Origin of the sequence: Haloarcula sp. Atlit-120R (assembly GCF_003665885.1) — an archaeon.
GTDB classification, from domain to species: Archaea; Halobacteriota; Halobacteria; order Halobacteriales; family Haloarculaceae; genus Haloarcula; species Haloarcula taiwanensis.
Window position 1 is genome coordinate 27,276 of record NZ_QPLN01000009.1, and the last position, 21,376, is coordinate 48,651.

The 21,376-nt window shown below is 54.5% G+C and carries 23 protein-coding genes and 2 CRISPR repeat arrays; of the genes, 3 read left to right on the plus strand and 20 right to left on the minus strand.

Annotation, left to right across the window (positions count from 1 at the left end; genetic code table 11):
* Nucleotides 1-124 precede the first annotated feature (124 nt).
* Together DVK01_RS19765 and DVK01_RS19770 are read right to left on the minus strand one after the other, a co-directional pair.
* Complete coding sequence (locus DVK01_RS19765; protein ID WP_121538480.1) at nucleotides 125-502, minus strand: hypothetical protein; 378 nt, start codon at nucleotides 500-502, stop codon at nucleotides 125-127.
* Nucleotides 499-1,371 carry a ParA family protein gene (locus DVK01_RS19770; protein ID WP_121538482.1) on the minus strand — a complete coding sequence of 291 codons (873 nt, stop codon included), beginning with the start codon at nucleotides 1,369-1,371 and terminating at the stop codon, nucleotides 499-501. Before DVK01_RS19770 ends, DVK01_RS19765 begins: the two co-directional genes overlap by 4 nt.
* A 191-nt stretch (nucleotides 1,372-1,562) precedes the next feature.
* Between DVK01_RS19770 and DVK01_RS19775 the strand changes: the two genes are divergently transcribed.
* Nucleotides 1,563-1,922, plus strand: coding sequence for a hypothetical protein (locus tag DVK01_RS19775; protein WP_121538484.1), 360 nt, complete (start codon nucleotides 1,563-1,565; stop codon nucleotides 1,920-1,922).
* 164 nt (nucleotides 1,923-2,086) lie between these two features.
* A CRISPR array of direct repeats spans nucleotides 2,087-3,648; the repeat unit is 37 nt; unit sequence GTTTCAATCCCGTGCTGGGTTTTCTGGCCGTCGCGAC.
* A 115-nt stretch (nucleotides 3,649-3,763) separates the two neighbouring features.
* Here DVK01_RS19775 and cas2 read toward each other — a convergent pair.
* From cas2 to cas6, 8 genes are read right to left on the minus strand one after another with little or no spacing between them, the layout of a single operon-like run.
* A complete protein-coding gene (gene cas2 / locus DVK01_RS19780) occupies nucleotides 3,764-4,036 on the minus strand; it encodes a CRISPR-associated endonuclease Cas2 (protein WP_121538486.1) in 273 nt (90 codons plus the stop codon).
* A 2-nt stretch (nucleotides 4,037-4,038) separates the two neighbouring features.
* Entirely contained in the window at nucleotides 4,039-5,034 is a 996-nt protein-coding gene (gene cas1 / locus DVK01_RS19785; protein WP_121538488.1) for a CRISPR-associated endonuclease Cas1, read from the minus strand.
* A complete protein-coding gene (gene cas4 / locus DVK01_RS19790; RefSeq protein WP_121538490.1) occupies nucleotides 5,031-5,645 on the minus strand; it encodes a CRISPR-associated protein Cas4 in 615 nt (204 codons plus the stop codon). Before cas4 ends, cas1 begins: the two co-directional genes overlap by 4 nt.
* Entirely contained in the window at nucleotides 5,645-7,798 is a 2,154-nt protein-coding gene (cas3, locus tag DVK01_RS19795) for a type I-D CRISPR-associated helicase Cas3' (RefSeq protein ID WP_121538492.1), read from the minus strand. Before cas3 ends, cas4 begins: the two co-directional genes overlap by 1 nt.
* Complete coding sequence (cas5d, locus tag DVK01_RS19800) at nucleotides 7,791-8,534, minus strand: type I-D CRISPR-associated protein Cas5/Csc1 (protein ID WP_121538494.1); 744 nt, start codon at nucleotides 8,532-8,534, stop codon at nucleotides 7,791-7,793. The genes cas3 and cas5d overlap by 8 nt, the downstream gene beginning before the upstream one ends.
* 8 nt (nucleotides 8,535-8,542) lie before the next feature.
* The gene (gene cas7d, locus DVK01_RS19805; protein ID WP_121538496.1) at nucleotides 8,543-9,532 is read right to left on the minus strand and encodes a type I-D CRISPR-associated protein Cas7/Csc2; all 990 of its coding nucleotides are present in this window, start codon (nucleotides 9,530-9,532) and stop codon (nucleotides 8,543-8,545) included.
* A 2-nt stretch (nucleotides 9,533-9,534) separates the two neighbouring features.
* Nucleotides 9,535-12,606, minus strand: a complete 3,072-nt coding sequence (gene cas10d, locus DVK01_RS19810) for a type I-D CRISPR-associated protein Cas10d/Csc3 (protein WP_121538498.1) — start codon at nucleotides 12,604-12,606, stop codon at nucleotides 9,535-9,537.
* The gene (cas6, locus tag DVK01_RS19815) at nucleotides 12,606-13,349 is read right to left on the minus strand and encodes a CRISPR system precrRNA processing endoribonuclease RAMP protein Cas6 (protein WP_233562822.1); all 744 of its coding nucleotides are present in this window, start codon (nucleotides 13,347-13,349) and stop codon (nucleotides 12,606-12,608) included. Before cas6 ends, cas10d begins: the two co-directional genes overlap by 1 nt.
* Nucleotides 13,350-13,621: 272 nt before the next feature.
* On the opposite strand from cas6, the gene csa3 reads away from it, so the two are divergent.
* Complete coding sequence (csa3, locus tag DVK01_RS19820; RefSeq protein WP_121538502.1) at nucleotides 13,622-14,266, plus strand: CRISPR-associated CARF protein Csa3; 645 nt, start codon at nucleotides 13,622-13,624, stop codon at nucleotides 14,264-14,266.
* A 109-nt stretch (nucleotides 14,267-14,375) separates the two neighbouring features.
* A CRISPR array of direct repeats spans nucleotides 14,376-14,992; the repeat unit is 37 nt; unit sequence GTCGAAGCGGTCAGAAAACCCGAACCGGGATTGAAAC.
* Nucleotides 14,993-15,197: 205 nt separating this feature from the next.
* On the opposite strand, the gene DVK01_RS19825 is transcribed toward csa3, so the two are convergent.
* The 10 genes from DVK01_RS19825 to DVK01_RS19860 form a co-directional block, all read right to left on the minus strand.
* A complete protein-coding gene (locus DVK01_RS19825; protein WP_233562823.1) occupies nucleotides 15,198-15,533 on the minus strand; it encodes a hypothetical protein in 336 nt (111 codons plus the stop codon).
* Between the two features lie 240 nt (nucleotides 15,534-15,773).
* Complete coding sequence (locus tag DVK01_RS19830) at nucleotides 15,774-17,000, minus strand: orc1/cdc6 family replication initiation protein (protein ID WP_101352113.1); 1,227 nt, start codon at nucleotides 16,998-17,000, stop codon at nucleotides 15,774-15,776.
* 690 nt (nucleotides 17,001-17,690) lie between these two features.
* Nucleotides 17,691-18,656 carry a hypothetical protein gene (locus DVK01_RS19835; protein ID WP_121538504.1) on the minus strand — a complete coding sequence of 322 codons (966 nt, stop codon included), beginning with the start codon at nucleotides 18,654-18,656 and terminating at the stop codon, nucleotides 17,691-17,693.
* Between the two features lie 207 nt (nucleotides 18,657-18,863).
* Complete coding sequence (locus DVK01_RS19840) at nucleotides 18,864-19,142, minus strand: hypothetical protein (RefSeq protein ID WP_121538505.1); 279 nt, start codon at nucleotides 19,140-19,142, stop codon at nucleotides 18,864-18,866.
* Nucleotides 19,135-19,275 carry a hypothetical protein gene (locus tag DVK01_RS22400; RefSeq protein WP_199722394.1) on the minus strand — a complete coding sequence of 47 codons (141 nt, stop codon included), beginning with the start codon at nucleotides 19,273-19,275 and terminating at the stop codon, nucleotides 19,135-19,137. The genes DVK01_RS19840 and DVK01_RS22400 overlap by 8 nt, the downstream gene beginning before the upstream one ends.
* On the minus strand, nucleotides 19,265-19,477 hold the full coding sequence (locus DVK01_RS19845) for a hypothetical protein (RefSeq protein WP_121538507.1): 213 nt from the start codon (nucleotides 19,475-19,477) through the stop codon (nucleotides 19,265-19,267). Before DVK01_RS19845 ends, DVK01_RS22400 begins: the two co-directional genes overlap by 11 nt.
* Nucleotides 19,474-19,767 carry a hypothetical protein gene (locus tag DVK01_RS19850; protein ID WP_199722395.1) on the minus strand — a complete coding sequence of 98 codons (294 nt, stop codon included), beginning with the start codon at nucleotides 19,765-19,767 and terminating at the stop codon, nucleotides 19,474-19,476. Before DVK01_RS19850 ends, DVK01_RS19845 begins: the two co-directional genes overlap by 4 nt.
* Complete coding sequence (locus tag DVK01_RS19855) at nucleotides 19,764-20,291, minus strand: hypothetical protein (RefSeq protein WP_121538509.1); 528 nt, start codon at nucleotides 20,289-20,291, stop codon at nucleotides 19,764-19,766. Before DVK01_RS19855 ends, DVK01_RS19850 begins: the two co-directional genes overlap by 4 nt.
* Nucleotides 20,288-20,458, minus strand: a complete 171-nt coding sequence (locus DVK01_RS22405; RefSeq protein ID WP_199722400.1) for a hypothetical protein — start codon at nucleotides 20,456-20,458, stop codon at nucleotides 20,288-20,290. The genes DVK01_RS19855 and DVK01_RS22405 overlap by 4 nt, the downstream gene beginning before the upstream one ends.
* On the minus strand, nucleotides 20,424-20,804 hold the full coding sequence (locus DVK01_RS19860; protein WP_121538511.1) for a hypothetical protein: 381 nt from the start codon (nucleotides 20,802-20,804) through the stop codon (nucleotides 20,424-20,426). Before DVK01_RS19860 ends, DVK01_RS22405 begins: the two co-directional genes overlap by 35 nt.
* Before the next feature lie 353 nt (nucleotides 20,805-21,157).
* Here DVK01_RS19860 and DVK01_RS19865 point away from each other — a divergent pair, with 353 nt between their 5' ends.
* The gene (locus DVK01_RS19865) at nucleotides 21,158-21,376 is read left to right on the plus strand and encodes a winged helix-turn-helix transcriptional regulator (protein ID WP_121538513.1); all 219 of its coding nucleotides are present in this window, start codon (nucleotides 21,158-21,160) and stop codon (nucleotides 21,374-21,376) included.

Below are 21,376 nucleotides of genomic sequence, written 5' to 3' on the forward strand. Positions count from 1 at the left end.
ACAATATGCATTGCGACGACTGGTCTCAACTACTGTCGGCTATAACCATCCAGACATGAATCGGCCCTAGAGAAGGGCTGACGCGAGAAAACGAGCGGTTCGCTATCGCCGAGTCCTGCGAGAGTTACTTCATCCCGTAGCCCATCTTCCGGAGCTCGTCTTCGACGGTTCGGGTATCGTCGTTGGCAGCCAGCACAATCGCTTCGAGTACGTCGATTTTGTAGACGGACTCAGACTCGAAGGTCTCGTCCATCGCGTCGACGACGTCTTCGACGTGGGCCTCAGCTTCGTCGCGGAGGAACAGATTCGCGTGGTTCCGGCCGTCTTGCACGCCGTCGCGTCGATACTTGTACGGCAGTTGTTCAGTCGTATCGGCTGGTTCAGCACTTGTGTTGGTCTCCAGGTCCGTATCTGCCTGGGTGGTATCACTGTCAGGCTCGGCGGCAGTCTCGTCTTCCTGGTCGAAGTCGTCGTCGAACGGGGAGCCAGCGCCGGACTTCATGCGTCGAACACCGCCTCGATTTCCGCCGCGAGGTCGTCATACTTTTCGAGCGTGGCGTGTTCGCGGTCAGGAACGCGTCGGACGCCCTTCTCGCCATCCTTGTAGGCTTCTTCGACCACCTGATAGGCAGTCGCCCGTGCGTCCCACATCTCCTGCATTAGCGATTCGCGTTTGCGGAATACCGCCGGCACGTCGTAGTCGATATCTTCTTCGAGCGTAGCGAGATGTTGCTGCTGGCCCGTTGTATCGCCGAACGCGACAGGAACGATGCCGAGCACGCCGACCTCAATGTCAAGGTTGTCCTCCAGTCCGTCGACGAGCTGCTCCAGGCCGTCGATACTAAGTGAGCCCTTGCCAGACAGTTCGACCGGGATGAGCACCGTCTGTGTGACCATGACCGCGTTGTAGAGACCCTGCCCCTCGGAGGCCTGCGGGTCACAGATGATTGCGTCGTACTGCTCGTGGATGCCGTTGCGACCGAGGAGTTGGTAGAGTTGTTCCTCTTCAACCCACTCTGCGTCGGGGTTCATCTGCTCTTCCGTCTCTTTCGCCCGACGCATCGTCGTATCCAGCGACGAGAGCATGTTGTGGGCCGGGATTACGTCGAGGTTCTCCACGCCGGTGTCCTCGCGGATGAGGTCCGCAAACGGGCCTTTGCCGCGGCCGACCATATGACGAACGAGATTGTCCGCAGCGCCGTCGTCGCGGTCGTCGTCGACGCCGAAGATGTAGGAGATGGACGCCTCCTGCGGGTCAAGGTCGATGACGAGCGTTTTCAGACCGTTCTGAGCGTGTGCATGCGCGAGGTTCGCGGCTGTCGTTGTCTTGCCGACGCCGCCGGCCTCACTGTACGTCGTATATGCCAGCATGTGTTATTACTGTATGTTGCTACTACTAATAATTAGCGTGTGTTAGTAACGCTTGTTACTAACGTATGTAACTGATGGTAGTAACTAAAGTTAGTAATACATCGGAAACAGTGAGGTGTGAAAACTCGCAACAGGGAGTGACTAGACTAACCAACACAAACGCTATTGTGCGCGGTCGTGTTGGTTAGCGCATGGGCGACGAAGACTATGCTCACCAAGCGCTGTCGGCGCTGGAACGCATCGACGTCGAGGCGCTGGAGCAGGAATGTCGTGATGCGCACGAGGACGCGGTTGCCGCCGTCGACGAGCTGGCCGCAGCGCTCGAAGAAGACGACGAAACAGACGACGCAGTCGGCATCGAGGCGCCCGAAGGGTGGGACGAGGACGACTGGGACGAGAAAATCAACGAGGCCTACGAGGCTGCGGAGATCGCTCGCTCGAAGGGGACGCTAACGACGAAAACAATCGACGAACGGGGGTATTACTATATCCAGTGGCGAGAAGGAGAGAAAGTTAAGAGTCAGTACGTGGCGCCGGTTAGTTCGACATAGGGCGGTTTCTCTCCAGAGACGATGGTGTTTGAAGCCGGCCAAACAATCGTTGTAGATCTGATTCATTGTTGAATGCGGGAGTTATGATTTCACTCCAGCGGTGGGCTTCTGGGCTGTCGCTGCATCTATAGAGAAGACGCTATTCTCGGCGGTGTCTGTACGCTGTTTCAATCCCGTGCTGAGTTTTCTGGCCGTCGCGACTCAGCTGTTTGAATGACTGCTCAGTGGAACGGTTATAGTTTCAATCCCGTGCTGGGTTTTCTGGCCGTCGCGACGCCATCTGCCGACCGGATTCTGTGAGCCGATACAGTTTCAATCCCGTGCTGGGTTTTCTGGCCGTCGCGACGTACCAACGTTGGTCGTTTGCATCTGGATCAAGCGAGTTTCAATCCCGTGCTGGGTTTTCTGGCCGTCGCGACACTCCGGTTCATCGACAGGGCAGGGTTCGTGTACTCCCTGTTTCAATCCCGTGCTGGGTTTTCTGGCCGTCGCGACCGAGACGTTCGTGAGCACCATCCCGGTCGAAGCGAGTTTCAATCCCGTGCTGGGTTTTCTGGCCGTCGCGACCGAGCAGGAAAGCGACGAGGGAGAGACCGAAGACGAGTTTCAATCCCGTGCTGGGTTTTCTGGCCGTCGCGACTCAACGACACCAGTCAGGCCGTCTCAACATCCGTTAGTTTCAATCCCGTGCTGGGTTTTCTGGCCGTCGCGACACGACATTCAGATATTCCCATTCATCGATATCCCAGTTTCAATCCCGTGCTGGGTTTTCTGGCCGTCGCGACAGAGAGTACGAGTACCTCCACGATGTTGACGAGTTGGTTTCAATCCCGTGCTGGGTTTTCTGGCCGTCGCGACGAGTCGTGGGTCGGCTGCAACGCATCTCAGTAGTTTCAATCCCGTGCTGGGTTTTCTGGCCGTCGCGACTTGTTTGGGATGGCAATTTCTGACGGGCGGTCATGTTTCAATCCCGTGCTGGGTTTTCTGGCCGTCGCGACGATATCAACGGCTGGCGGTTTGTCGTCCTCAACAGGTTTCAATCCCGTGCTGGGTTTTCTGGCCGTCGCGACCGCCGAACGCCAGCTTGACGCGGACCTCTCGGAGCTTGTTTCAATCCCGTGCTGGGTTTTCTGGCCGTCGCGACTCGTCGTCATAACCTCTTGAGACTCCTGCAAGTGTTGTTTCAATCCCGTGCTGGGTTTTCTGGCCGTCGCGACGATCTGTTCTAACTCTTCCTGCAGCTTCGACACATCGTTTCAATCCCGTGCTGGGTTTTCTGGCCGTCGCGACAGTGGCTTGTTTCGTGGCAAACTCGACAGACAGCAGGTTTCAATCCCGTGCTGGGTTTTCTGGCCGTCGCGACGGCAGGGAAAGGCCACACTCATTGATGGCGGCAGTGTTTCAATCCCGTGCTGGGTTTTCTGGCCGTCGCGACATTATGAGTCGATATTTATATTTATGCGGGGAATAGTTTCAATCCCGTGCTGGGTTTTCTGGCCGTCGCGACATTATGAGTCGATATTTATATTTATGCGGGGAATAGTTTCAATCCCGTGCTGGGTTTTCTGGCCGTCGCGACCCTCCAGACTGGGTATCGTTGTTCACGGCGTGAAGCACGTTTCAATCCCGTGCTGGGTTTTCTGGCCGTCGCGACCGAGTCGAGGAGATGCTCCTCGATCAACCATACTCGTTTCAATCCCGTGCTGGGTTTTCTGGCCGTCGCGACAGGGGGTGAAAATACGGTTATAGGGCTGAAAAGTCTTTCTCAGGCCGCCAAATCGAGGCCCGATTACGTCGACCGGGGCTGTACACTCATTTAATAAAGGTCCACGTAGCTCTGTTCAGAGAACGTTGGATTGTTCATCGGGCGGATCGGACCCGATATCGGTTGTGTTATCCTGGCAGGACTGACACAAACGGTAAATCCGAATTCGGTCACCGTCGGCTGGCTCGATATGTGATTCCAGTTCGTCCTGAAGCTCGACACGCTCGGCTTTGGTCACATCAACCTCAAACACGCTGTACTGTCGCCAAGCTCCGTATCGCTGGAGCGTTCGGTACACTTGGCGACGATTTGCATCGTCACTTACGTCGTAAGCTATTGCCAGGCGCATGGTTATTTCGAAAAGGTCAGGGCGTGGTACTCGTCCAGTTCCTCGGTAATCGCCTTCCGCAACAGGATTGTTTGCTGGCGAACAGCCTTTCGGCGTGTGACTGAGTATTCAAAGTACGGGTGAATAAACTCCTCCCGCATGAACTCGTCGAACTTCGAGCAATAGGTTTTGAACGCATCGTCACCCAGATGATTATCCTGCGTGAATTCATCGTGCGTGATCACGCCACGGTTTACCAGCCGTGACACGAACGCGTCACAGAAAATTGGCCTAAACTCTTCTTGGAGATCCAGCGCCAGCGACGGTCGCCCGTGCCGGTCAGCGTGCAGGACGCCTAAGAAGGGATCAAGATTATACTGTCGGAGTGCACTCAACACCTCATTTTTCATGAAGACGTATGTTAACGATAGAAGTGAGTTGATGTGGTCTTCAGGCGGTCGTTTTGTCCGTTTCTCGAAAGTCCACCCATCAGTGAGTGTCTCGTCTAAGCGACTGAAATACCGCTCACTGGCTTCACCCTCGACACCGCGCAGGTCGTCTTTCGTCGATACCATCGTCGCACGCACACCAAGGTCTTTCAGCACGTCCGTTCCGTGGACACCTTTCCGTGAGAGCAGAGTTCTGGCATTGCGAATCTTTGCGGAAATCATTGATGCCGCAATGTCCAGTTCAGCAGTCTCACTGAGGGCATACTGTGCTCGGCGAACCTCAGCGATTGTATTCCGTTCTGGGACGAAACTTCCACGATATTTGCCATTCTCAGTGAAGTAATTGAGAATGATCCCGTGCTCGTTCGCCTCCGCGACAAACGGTGTCGAGAAGTTTACCCCGCCGAAGACGTTGATCGTTTCGAGTTTCTCCGTGGGAAAGGTGGCAAGTTCGCCCTCATCACCATCGACATCCCAGACAACAATTCTCCCACCATCAGTTCGGACTTGAGTGCCCTGTTTAGTGACATAGACAACCGACTCGTCAAACATCCCCTCGGTTGCTTTCATACTTTATCCTCCCAGCCGGAACCGCGGGCTTTCTCTGGTTCGAGCATAGCTGTCTCCTCAGGCATACAGTACTCTCGAGCAGAGCAAGCCCCACATTTCGAAGGGGTGTCGGTGAGTGGAGGTATCTCGTCAACGGACATGGTCTGGATTCTCTCGACGATTTGGTTGACTGCTTGTCGATGATCCTCTGTAATCCGAACCGAGTGTCGCTGGTCTGTAGAATATAAATAAATGTATCCGAAATTAACAGGCTCACCGATTGCTTTGGATAACAACATACAGTAACCGGCTAGCTGAATTTCATCGTTGGTGTAGTACCCGCCACTTTCAGCTCGCTTTCGCTCGATCGGGGTCAGAACCCCGTCCTTGGATTCGATAATGTCTATTTTGCCATGAAGGCCGAGTGAAGTATCACATAAATATCGTTCGTTGATCCAGTTACCCCGGTGAGCAGCATTCTTGTGTTTACTCCGACCATCAACCAATTCGTAGGGAGTTCCGATCTCGTCTTGATACCGCTGGTAGTAGAATCGTCGTGGGCAGTAGAGGTACTCATTCAGCGCACTCACGTGAACCAAGTCGTCGTGATCTGCAACAGAACTTGCTGACATCACAACTCACCAAGTTCAATGTCGAGTCCATCATTGTCCTGCTGGTCTTGTACTCGGCAGTGCAGATAGAGTGCATCGTGGCTGAACGCAATTGCAGCCGTATCTCCCTCTGGGTGTAGGAGTGGATAAACGAATCCGAACTCACCAATAGAGTATTGCTTCGATATCTCGCTAACGTGGCCTTCGATCGGATAACAGAGGATTTCGGTTTCACTAAGGTTGATTTTCAACTGATCTAGCCCATCAATATCCGGTGAGGTTTCGACTTCTAATCCAGTACACACTTTTGGCTTCCGAGTCTGCCGTTGTCCCCCACTCAACAGTGAGTACAGTTCACCAGTTGGTTTGAAGCAGAGATCACGTCCAGTGTACCCTTCATCGCCTTCGGTTCCATCGCAGTCGTAAGTTCCGTAATAAATGCAGTATCCAATGCTGTAGCGTTCGACTCGCGATACGTCGTCTTCGAGATGATCGGGGATATGTGTAAAAAAGTCATCCCGCTCCAATAACTGGATGTCGCCGTGTCGTAGTAGATATGTTAGATTATAATTCTGGACTGCCTGTTGGTCTGGGTCATAGACGGATAGTTGGAGGCTGTTGCCGCGGTACATTTGCAACGCATCGAGAATCTTTGTTTGTACTGCGTCATGGCATCGTTCCACATCTTGTTTCGAGAACACGGTACCATGCGGTCGGCAAAAGTGCCGTTCGATTCGTTTCCAGCCCTCTTTTCGGATCAGGCCGGCTTCGTCCGATGGTGCGTTCTCTACACGTTCTTCAACGTGATGGTACGCTTCGACGGCCGAATACCGCCAGTCAAACGACTTCGGTGTGGAATTATCGACGTAGTATTGTTCAACCAACTCTTCGAACCGATCTCGGCCGATCCACTCGTTGCCGAAGTCATCAATCTCCGGCTGAAGTTGTTTATATACGTAGGGTGGGAGGTACGCGTAGGCACTTGATGTCTCTTCACGTGTTCGGAGTCGGCCGAGTCGCTGGAAGAACGTTGCGGCGCTGTGTGCCGAGAACAGCACCTGATCAGTATCGAAATCGACGCCAACTTCGACTGCCGCATTGCTGACAAGCGTGTCAAATCGGTCGAGTTTATCAGCAATATCTCCACGATGAAATCCGTCGATTCGTTCGACAACACCGAGTTCAGAATCCTGCAGCAACCGATATATTTGATCAACTTCGTGGATGCCATCCAGCATCAAAACCGTTCGTCCTCGTAAGAGGCGGTCGATGGTTTCCTCCCGTTCCTCAGCTAATCGTGTCGCAGTCTGAAAGGTCGCTGCTGGCTCCAACTGGAGTTCGAGTGGTGGCAGTACTGGACGGTACTCGGTCGGTAGTTGGCCAGGTGCAAATGCGATAACTGACTTGTCGTCCGCTGCCATTGCTGGATGTGGCGTCTCACGCCATCCAAAATCCGTGAGCGGATAGTAGGGCGCAGAGACGGCTTCATCGAACCGTTCGGCTAGCTCCTCGTCAGGAGTCGCACTGAGGAACACGAGATATGACAGCCGACATATTTCAGTATCGGCATCTTGCATTTCATCCAATAAAAACAAGAGTGTATTCTGTTCTTTTCGTGTCGCTCGATGGAACTCATCGACCACAGCGACTTCGAAGAGATTGACCCCATCAATTCGCTTGTGGTATATTTCTCGACGTAGCAGGACGAATATGTCTGGGTTCGTGAGTAGAATTACCGTTTCTGGCCGCTGAAATGCATCTCGTAGGAGGTACGAAAGTAGCTCTCCGTTCGACTCAGCAGCAGGATACTCTGTGGCGTACTCGTCTTGGAGTGTGTCACTTGAGACTGCCAGCAAATGGACGTCATCTCCACCCTCGATATCGTCCAGTTGTGACTCGATATTCGCCTGCTGATCTTCGATCAGTGCGTTCGTCGGGTACACTGCAACTGTGTCCAGACCCCCCGAAATCGTCGGTGCAAGCCACGAAAGTGTCTTCCCCGCACCAGTTGGTGCATCGTTCACGAAGACACCTGGAACACCTGTTGTCAGAGCGTCGTGGAGTGCCCACTGGTGGCGGTGAGGTGTAACATCATCGACTGGATACGAATCGCCAGGATATTCCCGCAATGCAAGTCCCTTTACTCGAACGGTTGATGAAGATGAATCAGACATCGTCACGTTTCGTTGCAAGAAATTTTGCATCTGCCGGGTAGTACACGCGGTCAGCAGAATCAATCGGAGGTTCTATCGCGTAATGTTCAGTTTCGAACTCACCCTCGAACCAGAGCGGTGTGGGTTGCATCTGCCGCATCACGACGCCACCGAGTGGCTGTGCGCTATGATCGTAGATACTCAGCGGATGGCCTAGCGAGAACGTCCCCGACTTTCGCTCGGCATTGACGATACGATATCGAACGTGGCCTTTTCCACGTTTTTTACCGAGTCGGATATACGGTGGAAGCGTCTCTTTGACGGCCTCAGCTGTCCGGCCATACGGAAAGACGTAGAACCGGAAGTGGTTGCCCGGGGCGAGCGCTCGTTCACGTTCGAACGTTGGAAGGTTCTGGCTGGCCTTTCCCGTTGGGTCGTCGTCAGCCGGATAGTTCGGGGTCGCGTACGTATCCGTTCTTGCGTTTCGGTTGGTCGTGAGGTATTCCGTTCGGATCGAATCATTCTCAACTGCAACAGGTGTCGCTGGAGTCACGTACACTTCGTCTACGATGTCCGCTGTATCCTCAATATAGGTTGGCTGGTGGGCGACATCGACGTAGTTGCCACTCGCTAACCCGAGTGCATAGTGCAATGCTGTGTTGAGGATATACGGATCTGTGTCGGCCATCCGACCAACCTCCCGAGATGCAAATCCGACTTTCCCGTGTGTTGTCAGCGTTGCTTCGAGTACCTCCATGGCTTGGATTAGCTCTCGTCTGCCGTGATTGCGTCGTCGATGAATGACTGTGAGTGGGGCTGTTGGGCTTCGAGCACAGCCTGGAGGTCATCGTCACCTGTGAGCTCCAGTAATTCATCAAGGACCTCGTCATCAACAGGGGTTTGTGCAATTGTCTCAGCACACGCTGTGTCGTAGGTCTCCCGGACGTATGTCGCTGCTTTGTCAGCATTCAGTGCTGGAGCCTGGACGACATCACCAAGCGTTCGATCACTCTCACTAGCGAACGAGACAATCGTTTCTGCTGTTAATTCTCGGTTTGACGGACCCTCTTCAGAGCCAGTGTAGAGACCGAGGATACGATTGTTAACTCGTCCAAGCCGAGTCGTTGCTGCCCCGTAGCGTTTATTGCGGCTCGTAATCGCAGCGACGAACGCCACTTCCGCAGGTGTTGCGTCACGAAGAGTTATCGTACATGGGAACAGCGTTCCCGGTTCGAAAAAGTCCGGCTCTCGAATGTTGGCAGTCGACCCTTTAGCGTACCCCTCACCGGGCGCGTTCTGGAATTTCTCATCGATACAAGCACTGGCATCGCGGACAGTAAACGCAGTATCGTACATCACTCGCGATGTGACGCCGATATCCACATCGTCGTCTCCACTAGCAGCACTGCCGTATAGTGCCGACTCAACGGACTGGGGGTTCATATCATTAACATCCATTGAATCACTCTGGTCATACTCCAACAGTTCGCGCTGAATCGCTTTTCCAGTCCGGCGGTCGCTCCCGGTCTGTTTCCGCATGAACATCAGTCCTGGTGAGTACTCGACACTCCCGTCATCGCCAACGACTGATAGTGAGGTGATATCTGCATCCTGCCCATTCGTTGTGAAGACCGCATGGCTCTCCAATTCCCGGAGTACTAACAACGTCGTGTAGTTCGTTCCGGGTGTGTTGGTCATGTCATCAATTGGAACAGTGCCATCGGCGAGTGCGTCGGTAATACTGTCTGGAATCATTGTTAGACTTGATCTGCTGACTTCTTCTCTGCGCTGTCTTCTTTGTAGTACTCTGCCTCTGCTCGAAGTGTCGCACCGAAGAAACCGTCTGCGAGGTTGTTTTCGAGACGCTTCAGTTGAGAGGGGCGCCCGTCAGCAATCCCGTAGAGGATTTCGTCGACGAAGTATCTCGCGTACTCTTCGATGCGCTCCTGAAGCGGTGTTCCAGCGTCTGACTCCTCGGCACTGACCGGATAGACTGCGTCGCCAGCCTGCCGGTCAATCATCTTCTGAAGTCGCCCGGAGACACACATCCTGTAGTCTTCTCTATCGAGTTGTTGTCCTGTCTTCGAGACTGCTTTGACGCTCTCACGGAACACGCGTTCGACACGATGCGGTTTCCGGTCGTGTCCGCTCGCTGGCCGGATGGCATCGTATGCAAGATCTGCGAGTGTCGTGATACGATTGTGTGGTGTGTCGCTCATCTGTGAATTGGATTGTCTGATCGCGTTTCGCTGATCGAGTGCGACTGCATACCTCATCAGGGCGAGTATGTACGGCCCCTCATCTGAGGTCTGGACAGCACGCTTGAGTAGATACGACCCCGGCAACAGCTCGTTCCGTGTCGTCCGGAGGTATTTCGCGAACAGAGAGTCATTGCGGTCGTTACCCTGGATTGCGTATCCAAGCTTCACAACGGCAGCTGCTGACTGGAGTACTGACCGAAGACTGGTCAGTGGGACAGTCTCACCGTAGAACCTCGTCACCTGCGTAAACCCGCTCCCGATCTTTGCAAACTCTGGGAAGTCACGAGAGCGCATCTCCGGGACAGGCGACGAACTCAAATACACCCGCATCCCAGTGTATGCACTCACGGTGAGAGCCAGAAACGCACCGAAAAACTGGAACTCAGTGTCGTTGTCTGGGTTTTTGAAGTAACCGACCGTCTGAGCACCAAACTGCTGATTACGGTCGAACTGTTGTGAGAGTGACTCGATCATCGTTCGGCCGTTCCCTTCCGGCTGTGTTAATTCGTCCATCACGCCGGTGAACTCCTCAAGAGAGTCGATATCGAACACCCGCTCGGCAAGTCGTCCCAATCGAACCCGGTTTTCACCGGTGAATCGGTTGACCAAGCGAGAATAGAGTCGCCAAGAGTATGGTGTATAGAAGTAGTCAGGAACCAGGTGGAAAAACAATCGACCTTCGTCTCGTTGGGAGGCTGCTGTCTCGCGCAACGAGAATTCGATTCGACAGGTCGAACACAGCAGGAGGTTATCTCGTTTCATTCCACCGACCATCTCCCTATTTGAAAAACCACCTTGTAACGTCGTCAGGGATTGTTTGGATTTCATTAGTCCAAGGTTCCCACCCGCCGCGACGCCACGGCTACACAGCATACAGGTCTTTCCCCGTGATGATTTGACGTATTCATCGTAAGTATCGACTGTCGCACTCGTGAGAATTAGGTTGCCACCACCAACACGGAGGTTTTCACCGATGAACGCTTCGACCTCTGCTGACATATCACCCGCGTGTGCGTTCTGAATGAGAGTCCGCCAATCAGTGTCATCGTCAACAAGTCCAGCCAAGCCATCCGATAGTGTCGTAACGATTTCGTCTTCAACAGTGGGAATTACGGGTCCGGTTCCATGTCGATCAAGAAGCGCTTGTGCAATTGCATACGAGTATTCCCATTTGCCACCACTGGTCAGCTCCGAGGTAGTGTCTTCAGAGAGAGCAACAAGCTCCTCGGATAGCTCATCCGAAAAACCGAACGCGGTGACAGTGGCTCGAATCAGGTCGTTCGCAGTTCGGTCGCTGGGAAGCAGCGGATCGACAAACCAGCTTTTTATTGTGTTCACAAAGCGACCAAGACCGTACTGCTGCTCGGTTTTCTCGAATTCAGCCCCTAGTTCGTCTTCCAGCAGTTCCATCGACTCTGTGGCAGGGTCCGTGGCACTACTGTCCGCGTCGCCGTCAGTAATCCCCTTCCGAACTACGGCTTGCAACATCGTTCCACTACCAGCGTAGAAAAAGTCGGGCTCGTTCAGACTGTAAAGTCCTTGGGCGCCAACAATCGAGAAGTTTGAGCGCAGTTGATCGACATCGTTGTACGATGGGTGAGAATCGCCGATACTATTCCCTAGCTGTGAAGTGATTGCGGCAACGATGTCTTCGTCAGTCTCTGGCTGGTCTTGATCCGATGGTGCGAGATACACACAGCCATCCTGATACATCGTGAGTAGATGGTAGTTATATTCCTCTTGTAGATACTCGCTCACGGCCTTATTCAACAAGTTCGTAAAAATACCACTGACGTGGTCGGTCTGGTGATATGCGAGTTCGACGTTTCCACTGGGAAATGCCTCACGGAATCGATCTTGGACGCGAGTATTCGTCGCTGCCTCTGGTGTCGTCGAAGAAGCCATCGCGTCAGCCAGTCGGATTAGTGGCCGATACTCTCGCCAAGTCGTCGTGACGCGAGTCGAGTTGGCGTTATCAGTCTCGTGATGATCGACGGCGCACGAACGGAACGTCCGCATTGAGAGTGCCGAATCAGGATCGTCTTGGCTAGCGCTAAATTCGTCCAGTCCGATTTGCTTGATAAATGGCTCCAGTTCCTTGATTTTGATATCGAACCGTTCATCTGGATTCTCGTCTTCTTTGCGGAGCTTGTGATAATCGTGAGCGACCGCGAGTGCAACGAGATGACGGAGCTTTTCCGGTGTAATCGGTGGAAGATCGGTATTCTCTACTTGTCGAGCAAGCTGGTGTAAAAAGTATACTAGATTTCGAGTATGATTGAGCATCGACTGGTCGACTTTGCTGTATTCGACGCTCTTGTTCGGGAGAAACGACCAGCCTGCTTCCACGAGCCGTGGATCGATTTCTGAAATATACTCGCTTAAAATACTATCCAATTTTGACTCGACAGTCTCTGGGTCGGGATCAACTCCGAATTCTTTCTCTGGATCTTTGAAGAGAGACTGTGAAAATGAATCAACGCCTTCAGTAGGTACTTCTTCTGACTCACCATCGCCCTCTGACCCAATTTCATCGAGTGTTGCCTGCTTTCTGTCGTTGTCGGTCATCAATCTTTGACCTCCGAGTTGACCTGTCCACAGCCCCGAGCAACAGCACTGCCGACACCCGAGTATTCAGCGAACATCCCGAGCGCCGTTACCGCGTTCTCGACGGACTCGCTAGCTCCTTTGAATTCGTAGGCACAGTCACCAGTGAAGCCCTGCCGGAAGAGATTCCGCGTTTCTCCGTCTTCGTTTTTTACGCGGTTGACTAGCACCGAATGGGTATCATAGGTGCGTGCGTCGGGTTTCTCGATTACGTTCGCTTCAATTGCCTCTCGACGCAGGTCAAGCTCCAATTCCTCCGGAACAGACCGATTCCACTTCCCTAACAGTGACAAGAATACGGCACCCCGATGAGGAAACATCGTCGTAATTTCATCGGCTTCCTCAATGCAGGTCGCCGTTTCGAAGGACATCTCGATGGTCGGGTTATCCATCGACCCCGCCTCGTCCAGTAGTTCGGCCTGTGTCGTGTTCAGACTCTCGAACTGCTCAACGTGCAATTCCCCGTGACTCAACTCGATACGATCACCTTCCAAGACGAGTGCGTTCACCAGTGCCTGAAAAATCTCGGTGTCGGCAGGGTCTACTACACCAAGTGTTAGCTGATATGTCTCGTCTGGCAGGAGCAACTTGTGATAGGCACGGTTACTATCACCGAACACACCACGAAGGCCACTGCTGTGGAGACTCCCCAGTGACGAGTCATGAATGTGTCCGCTCACGTCCGCATCAACGGCTTCGAGCACACCCAATAGCGCCGAATACACGGAGTATCCGTCCGAGATCGGCACTGGAAACCGAGATTCCGGCCGAGCCGTGATGTGGATTTGGCGTAATCTATTATTTATCGAGACTTCTTGTTTGTTCATCAGGTGCGTCCGGGTCGTTGGCCCAGTAGCATCATAAGCGTTTCCCAAAAATGGGACGATTTCAATTTCATGCAACCAAAATTGAATAGTCGTCGATTTCACTGACACGCAACAATACTATTTTTGCAGGTCACACCGATTAGCAGGTAATGCACACATATCTCTCAGCGATTGGTTTTAACAGTACAAGCGTCACCCGACCGCTGCTGAGCCACGGTGTCGACACCGGCGACACAGTCGTCTTAATACGGCCAGATCAGGAACCAGATTCACGCGCCGAGGAAGCGATTGGGGATGTCGAACGCCTCTTACAGGAGATTGAACCGGACCTCAATCTTACAACAGAGCAGATCACACACGGAGATTTTCAGACAGCTGTTTTGGAATGTAGTGATTTGATCCGGGCAGCAGACGGTGAGCGAATTGTTTCGCTCGGTGGCGGAGCACGGGACGTGTTGCTGCCATTCACGATTGCTGCAATGACACACGTTCGATTGCTGTCTGCTGCACTGTTTTTCAGCGATCTTGATGGAACAGTGCGGGAGTGGGATCTCCCCCGGTTGACTGCCCAAATTCAACAGACGACGATGTCAACACTCCAGACGATTGCCAATGCAGAGGGGGCAATCTCGATACCCGACCTGACTGCGGAGACTGGTAACTCGAAAAGTACGGTGACACGCCACGTCACCGCACTTGCCGATGCAGGAGCAATCGAGACATGGACAGACGGGAAAACCAAGTTCGCACAGGTGACTCTGACCGGACAATTGCTCCTTCGAGATGATGTCTGACTACGTGGACCTTTATTAAATGAGTGTACAGCCCCGGTCGACGTAATCGGGCCTCGATTTGGCGGCCTGAGAAAGACTTTTCAGCCCTATAACCGTATTTTCACCCCCTGTCGAAGCGGTCAGAAAACCCGAACCGGGATTGAAACTCGAGTGCCCGCGGTGTGGGACCGTCCGCGATGCGGTCGAAGCGGTCAGAAAACCCGAACCGGGATTGAAACTTCGAAAGAGGCCGCAAAGCCGCACCAGAGGAATATACCGTCGAAGCGGTCAGAAAACCCGAACCGGGATTGAAACAGTCTGGTATGAACTTGTCCACGATCACCGCCTTGTCGAAGCGGTCAGAAAACCCGAACCGGGATTGAAACTCGATGACTGCCGAGGCATCGTCTGACCCATCCAGGGTCGAAGCGGTCAGAAAACCCGAACCGGGATTGAAACACGCTGTCGCGTCAGGACTTGGGCCAGCCGCCCCGTCGAAGCGGTCAGAAAACCCGAACCGGGATTGAAACCCTGCTCGATCAGTGCATCGAGAGCGTCCGTGTAGGTCGAAGCGGTCAGAAAACCCGAACTGGGATTGAAACCGGGAGTACTCCACGCCCTCGCGGTAGAACTCGTCTGTCGAAGCGGTCAGAAAACCCGAACCGGGATTGAAACACCGCTACAGCCACCGCTTCCAGAACACGAGCAGCGTCGAAGCGGTCAGAAAACCCGAACCGGGATTGAATGTCGACACTGTGAGTGAGCGATTAGCGACAGCACAAGCTTGTCGGTCGGGTGCCGCTCTGGCCACTCATTGAGGTGATTACTGCCTCCCCAACGTCAGCTCATCGACGTGGTCAACCCTCATACTCGTCAAACGACATAGCTAAAGCTAACAGACCGGGCAATGGCGTGCCCACGAGCGTGCTGACAAGCGGTTCAGTGTAGCCCTTCAGTCCGCGACAGTCCCTCCATCAGTCAGTGCCGACGGCTGCTGGCCGCCACCATAGGAGCCCAGCGTCGTCTCGCCGCTATCAGCGAGCTTCGAGTCGCCGTCGGCGTTCGCGAACTCTCTGATGGTCCGGGCCATATCGAGGTGGTCAATTTCGAGTTCGGTCAGATTCAGGCGCAGCACCTGCTGTCTGTCTGGTTTGCCAGTCCCGATCCCGAAGTGCTCAGCGGCGTCTTGCATCACTTCATGCATCATTGGTCTCGAGATTTCGTCGTCGAACACCTCCTGCCGAAATTCTCTCTCGGGGAGCGTCACATCCTTCGACGCCGCCGCCATTGCGCGGCGGTGTAGACGACGAAGCCCTTCATTGTGGCAAGAGCCAATTCTGGAGCGGACACACCACCGTTACATGTGAAACGCCTACCGCCGGACACACCACTCTTTCAAGTGAAGGGCTCACTGGTAACCACACCACGCTTGCAAGTGAAACAGCGTCCGTCAGACACACCACTCTTTCACGTGAAGCGGATTGGCCCGCCCACTACGTACCTTCACATGAAAGGGTGGAGTCCCCCGTCATCCAACGTTGTTCATAGCGGCAATGTCACGGATTGTATCGATTTCCGTTGTGAGATGAAGGACATCAGACATCGCCTCAATGGCGCTCGTAAACGGAACATCAAGCTCGTAATTGTAGTAGTTCCCCCGAGAACCGCTCCGGTTTTCGTGCGCTGAGAGGATACCCAACATCCGAAGGTCTGACAGGTGGTTATGGAGCGACCGCTGGCCGAGCGCATCGGTTTCAGAGGACTCACAGAGTGAGCGATACTCCTCGTAGAGGTCACGCGTCCGACAGGGCGTTTCCTCTTTGGCTGCTTTCGAAATCACTGCCAATAGTGCAAGGCGGCCATGCGTCGTCAACTCGCGCATTCCTTCTTCGACCCGCTCTTGTTCGAGTTGTGAGCGAGCATCTTCGATGTGCGCTTCTTTGATCATCTCAGCTTCCCGGTTTTCCGCGATCTCACCACCCAACCGAAGGAGATCAAGCGCCTGCCGGGCACTGCCACTGTCCCTGGCGGCGAGAGCAGCACACAACTGCAACACACCAGTATCGATTGACCCATCCGTGACAGCGACCTCGACACGTGATTCGAGAATGTTTTTCAATTCTGTGGCATCGTATGGCGGGAACTGGAGTTCTCGCTCACAGAGTGTGTCCTGGACACGAGGGTCGAGCTGGTCACGAAATTTGAAATCGTTGCTGATGCCAATAACGCCGACCTTTGCCGAGTCGAGATTCCCATTGGCCCTGGCCCGAGGAAGCTCATAGAGCAGCTCATCTCGGTCGCCAATGGAATCGACTTCATCAAGGACGATGAGAATGGTCCCACCGATGGCCTCAAGCTCCTGATATAGCTTTTTAAACACGGTTTGCTGTGGATACCCAGTCGTACTGATTTCGCCACCGGATGGACGGAGTTCATTGACGAGTTCCACAGCGACCTGATACGAGGAGTTGAGCGTCTTGCAATTGAGCGAAATAATGGAGAGATCGATATCATCGTACGCAGCGACGTCGTCCTGGAGTCGGTCAAGAAGGTAGTCGGTGACGGCTGTTTTCCCGACACCCGTATTGCCGTAGAGAAAGATGTTGTTTGGTTCCCACCCATCGATTACCGGCTGGAGAGCGTTCATATACTCCTCAATTTCTTCATCCCGCTCCTCAATCCGTTCCGGTTGGTAGGACTCCCCCAGGGCGTCTTTGTTCCGGAAGATGTTTTGCTTCCGCTCGAACCGACGCATAGGGAATCTTTCACAAGAGGGGTATATAAAACCACCTCTGCATCTGTTTCAAGTGAAGCCACTCACACACACCACTGTTTCGAGTGAAGAACTAGAGTAGAGTAGTTACTAGAACAACAGTCCACTGTTTCATCTAAAGCGCTGACACTAGTCTAGTTGGTCAGAATCCCGATTCTGGTGGTAACGGTCTTGGAAGTCCCATTTTTAGCCGCTTCGTGGTAGTTGGCTGATTGCTCGAATTCTACAGGGTCTCCACCCTTTCCCGGCTTCACGTGAAAGAGTGGTGTGTCTCTCCCCGGGGTCACGCTGTCCCATCTCGAAGTCGATGCCCCAAGCTAACCAACATTCGGCGTCAATTAGGGAAAATGTTGGTTAGTTATGGCCGTGACTATGGAATTTCAGGCACCACTGTCTTGACGGACTATCTGACAGTGTTGTCAGAAGGCGATGGAAGAGGATGTCAGATAGAATCGTTCGCTCTCAGACTTCTTTTCCTACACCTCATAGAGGGAAGGAAAAGGGAAGTCGTTTCACGTCACTCTAACGAAACGAGAACAAGCGTAAGTTACGCACCACATTCGTATGGATTTTATTGTAGGGGTCTAGTGGGGAATTCGTTACCGCTCTTGTCGACCACCTCCATATGACACGCTACTCGCGAGCGTGCTGACAACACTGTCAGAACGCGTCTCAGTCATCCGCGTTCACCGCCGTTGCCTGATTCAGCTGATCGAAGTCCGTCGTCTTTGACGGCTCTTCGGCTGTCTTCTGTTTGTTCTCGCTTTCACTGTCGGTTCTGACATTGGCGTCAGCAGTGTCTGCGTTGTGGACGCTAGCTTTCATCTTCCGCTTTGGAACGGTCAGGGTATGTGGCTTCCCGGAGCGGAAGTTGATCAGTCCATGGTCGGAGCACTTGTCGATGTCAACGCAGTCCTTGTGGCCGTCACCATCGACGATCGTGAACCGCTGGACATCGCGCATGACACGCCCGGCTGTCTTGGAATAGGACTGTGGCTTGACGCCATCCAGCAGGCCTTCGTCTTCAAGTACCTCCACAGCCTGTTCAGTGTTCATCGTGAACTTCTGGCCGTCTGGCGTGACGTTCTGGTTCGTCTCGCCGCTGGCCTTATTCACGAACCGCTCGTACAGCGCCGCGGCACGTTTCTGTGACTTGCTGAGCGATGCGTCGGCGCCGGAGTTCAGATCAACCATCATCCGGTGCAGCGGGAGCATATTCCCCCGGCTCCTCTCCGAGGCGTCCTGATTCTCAGCAGCCGGCTGGGCGTTCGTAACCGACTCTTTCACCGTCCCGTGCTCCTCGACGAACGGTTCAATGTCGCTTTTCTCGATGTCGGGCTCTGGATTCCTGAACACCAAGCGGTTGAGAGTTTTCCGCCCCGTCTTGTTTGAGGCGATGCTGTTGCCGACCGGCACGCCGCCGACAAACAGGTTCTCGATCTCCTTTGCATCACCCCGATACTCGATGGACTCTTGCTCGGCAACCTCCGTTTCGAGTTCGTCAACGCGCTCACGAAGGTGTTCGTTCTCCGTTCGTAGTTGTGAAACCTCTTCGATGAGGTCGGCAACAACATCCCGAAGGCCGTTCGGACTCTCGGGCAGTTCGTCGGCAGTAGGTGGAGAGCTGTCGACGCTCATTGGGCACCTCCCGTGTGTGGACCGCTGACTGTGCCGTGGACGATGCCCTCGAACATTTCACTCAGCACGGCGCGATTGGGAGCATTCGTACTGTTGGTAGTCGGCTCGAACTGGGAACGGTGGCCCCTTCTCAGGTGCGTTGTGTTCTCGTAGTGTCTTCTCTGTCCTGCGACTTGCACGTGCGGTGAGTTAGAACCGCCAGCAGCGTCAGACATTGGTATCAGCCTCGACAAGACTGCGAACGACATCGGCGTTTGACCCGCGAGCGATACTGACACGGTCAGTAGCGACGTTGACCATCGTCTCGGACGATTCGACAAGCACGCGTGCTGGGGCAGCATGCTCGTCGTAGGTGTAGCGCTCGCGAACGATCCCACGCAGCGAATCGCCGCTGAGTCGGTCGACCGTCACAGGCGTGCCGACGTCGGCGGGTTCGTCATGGCGTGCCTTGCGTTTGGCCGGCGCGCCCTGGCTGGCTCTACTCATCGGCCCACCCCCGCTTGCGCACTCGCCCGAGCGCATCGAGCAACACCGCCTCGGCGTCGGTGTCTGCCTCGTCGGCAACGAGATCGGCGACCTCGACGACGCGGTCGACAGTAGCGTCGGACTCACTCGCCATCGTCGCCCTCCTGGTCGCGTGGTCGAAGGTGGACGATGATGGTCCCCAGCTGGATACGATGCTGGACCTCAGTCACGCGGTAGTGGTCCGTGTCCCAGGTGACGAGTTCGCCCTCGCGGGGAATCGCAGCACCGTAGTGCTCGATTGTTTTACTGAAGCTCCCCGGCGTGTCTGGTTTCTCGACGAGTTCGAGGCGGGTCACTCAAACGCACCTCCTCGCGTCGCCGACCGGGCGAGTTCGAAGTCAAACTCGAAGCAACTACCCAGGCCACACTCGTGGCAGTCCGCCGTGATCCGGAACTGGTCGGTGACGAACCACTGGACGTTGCCACAGTCCTGGCACTCGAAGGCGACGGCGTGGCCGCGATACGAGGTGAGGGCCCCCTCTCGGTCGAGCTTCTGCATCGGTTTGGTCGCGCCACCGCGGCGGATCGCTGTTGGCACGTCGGTGCCGACACGAGAGCCTTTCGTGGACTGGGCGCTGCCGGTCATGCCAGACCACGCTCCGCAAGGAGTTCGTCACGTCGTTCGAACAGAGCTTCACTGTGGCACTTTTCGCACGGGACCCCACTTTCGAGGCGGTCTCGTGCGGCCTGTTTCACCGCCTGTGGGTCGGTCACCTCAGTGAAGCCGGTCCACTGCTCGCTGGCAATCGGGTGATAGTGAGAACTACAGTAGAGATGGAACTCCGCCTGGTCATTCCACCAGATGTGGGTCGCCTCTGAGAGAGTGTCCTTGTCCAACTCGGCGTCGATAGCGTCGATCAACCGGTCCTGGGCGTCCCAGTACCGGCTGAGTGTGTCTGGGTCCGCCTCACGGAGGTTGACGTCTTCGAACGCTTCGAGTTCGTCGAGGATCGTCTCGATGTCTGCATCAGTTGCAGCGGCGCTCCCGCCGTCAGTCTTGAGCTCGCGGACAAGGCCGCCAACAGCGGCCACCCCGTCGGCGTTCGGCCAGCGCTCGTTGAGCGAGCGCCGACCGTCTACGTCGTAGTAGTTGCCGTGGCCGGTGGTCATGATTGGCTCCCTCCGTACTCTGGACAGTCGGTGTCGAGATGCTTCGCAAGGCTCTGCTGGGGGTCGATGTCGCTGTCACAGAATGGACATTCCGTGGTGATGACCGCGCTACCGCGTTTCTCGATGGCCATCTCAGGCACCTCCCGTCGTGCGGTCGGCGAGGTCATCTAGGGCGTCGACGGCCGGCTCCGTCTCGGTGGTCGCACAGACTGTGCCGTTGGCCTGGGACCAGCGCACCAGTCCGGTGTCGTCCAGTTTCGCAATGTGCGTCTGATATAACGACACGTACACGCGCTTGCGTTGTTGTGACTCGAGATGTTCGCGGGTAGTGTTGACTTCCGCAGCGGCGACGATCTCCGCGAGGTCGGTGAGTTCCAGTTGGCCGTGTTCGTTCACCGCTCGGAGGCACTGGCGTCGGCGTTCGGACTGAGCGACATCCAGCAGGGCGTCGAATGGGACGCTCACTGCTGGCGGCTCCGGCTCATCGTCGCTGGAGAGGAGGCGTTTCAGCATCTAGCCACCTCCGCAGCGACGGTGCTGGTTTCTGGGTCGATACTGTTATCCAGTACGCTCGAATAACTCCGAGCGCGGTTGTTGTTGTCCACTATCATTGGTTGGCAACAACCGCATCGGGTCCGTGCCGTCACACGGGCCCATTTCCACGTTAAATGGACCTTACTGACCCAATGACGACTGTTGTTAGTGAAAAGAATACCATCCTTTCTACTTAGTGTTTCCGGGAATCCGGATATACGGTAATACGTCTTTACGATTCTCCGCATATACGTTAAGGCGAACATTCTGCCAGATATGCTATGTCTTTTTGTAAGTCTGTCCAGAACTGCGGGTAACCGGATTTCCGAATAATGAAGGATGCCGAAAAAGCCGTACTGAAGCTTCTGGAGGACGCTGATATCTGGCTGAGCGCGAGCAATATAGCTCGAAATGTCGGATATTCCAAGGGCTATGTCCGGTCTATTTGCAAGAAATTTGTCCAAGACGGCTATCTCGAAATAGATGAGACAGGTGGAAATCCATTCTACCGGATTACCGACGCCGGTCGCGAGTACTTGGAGTCGGAGTGA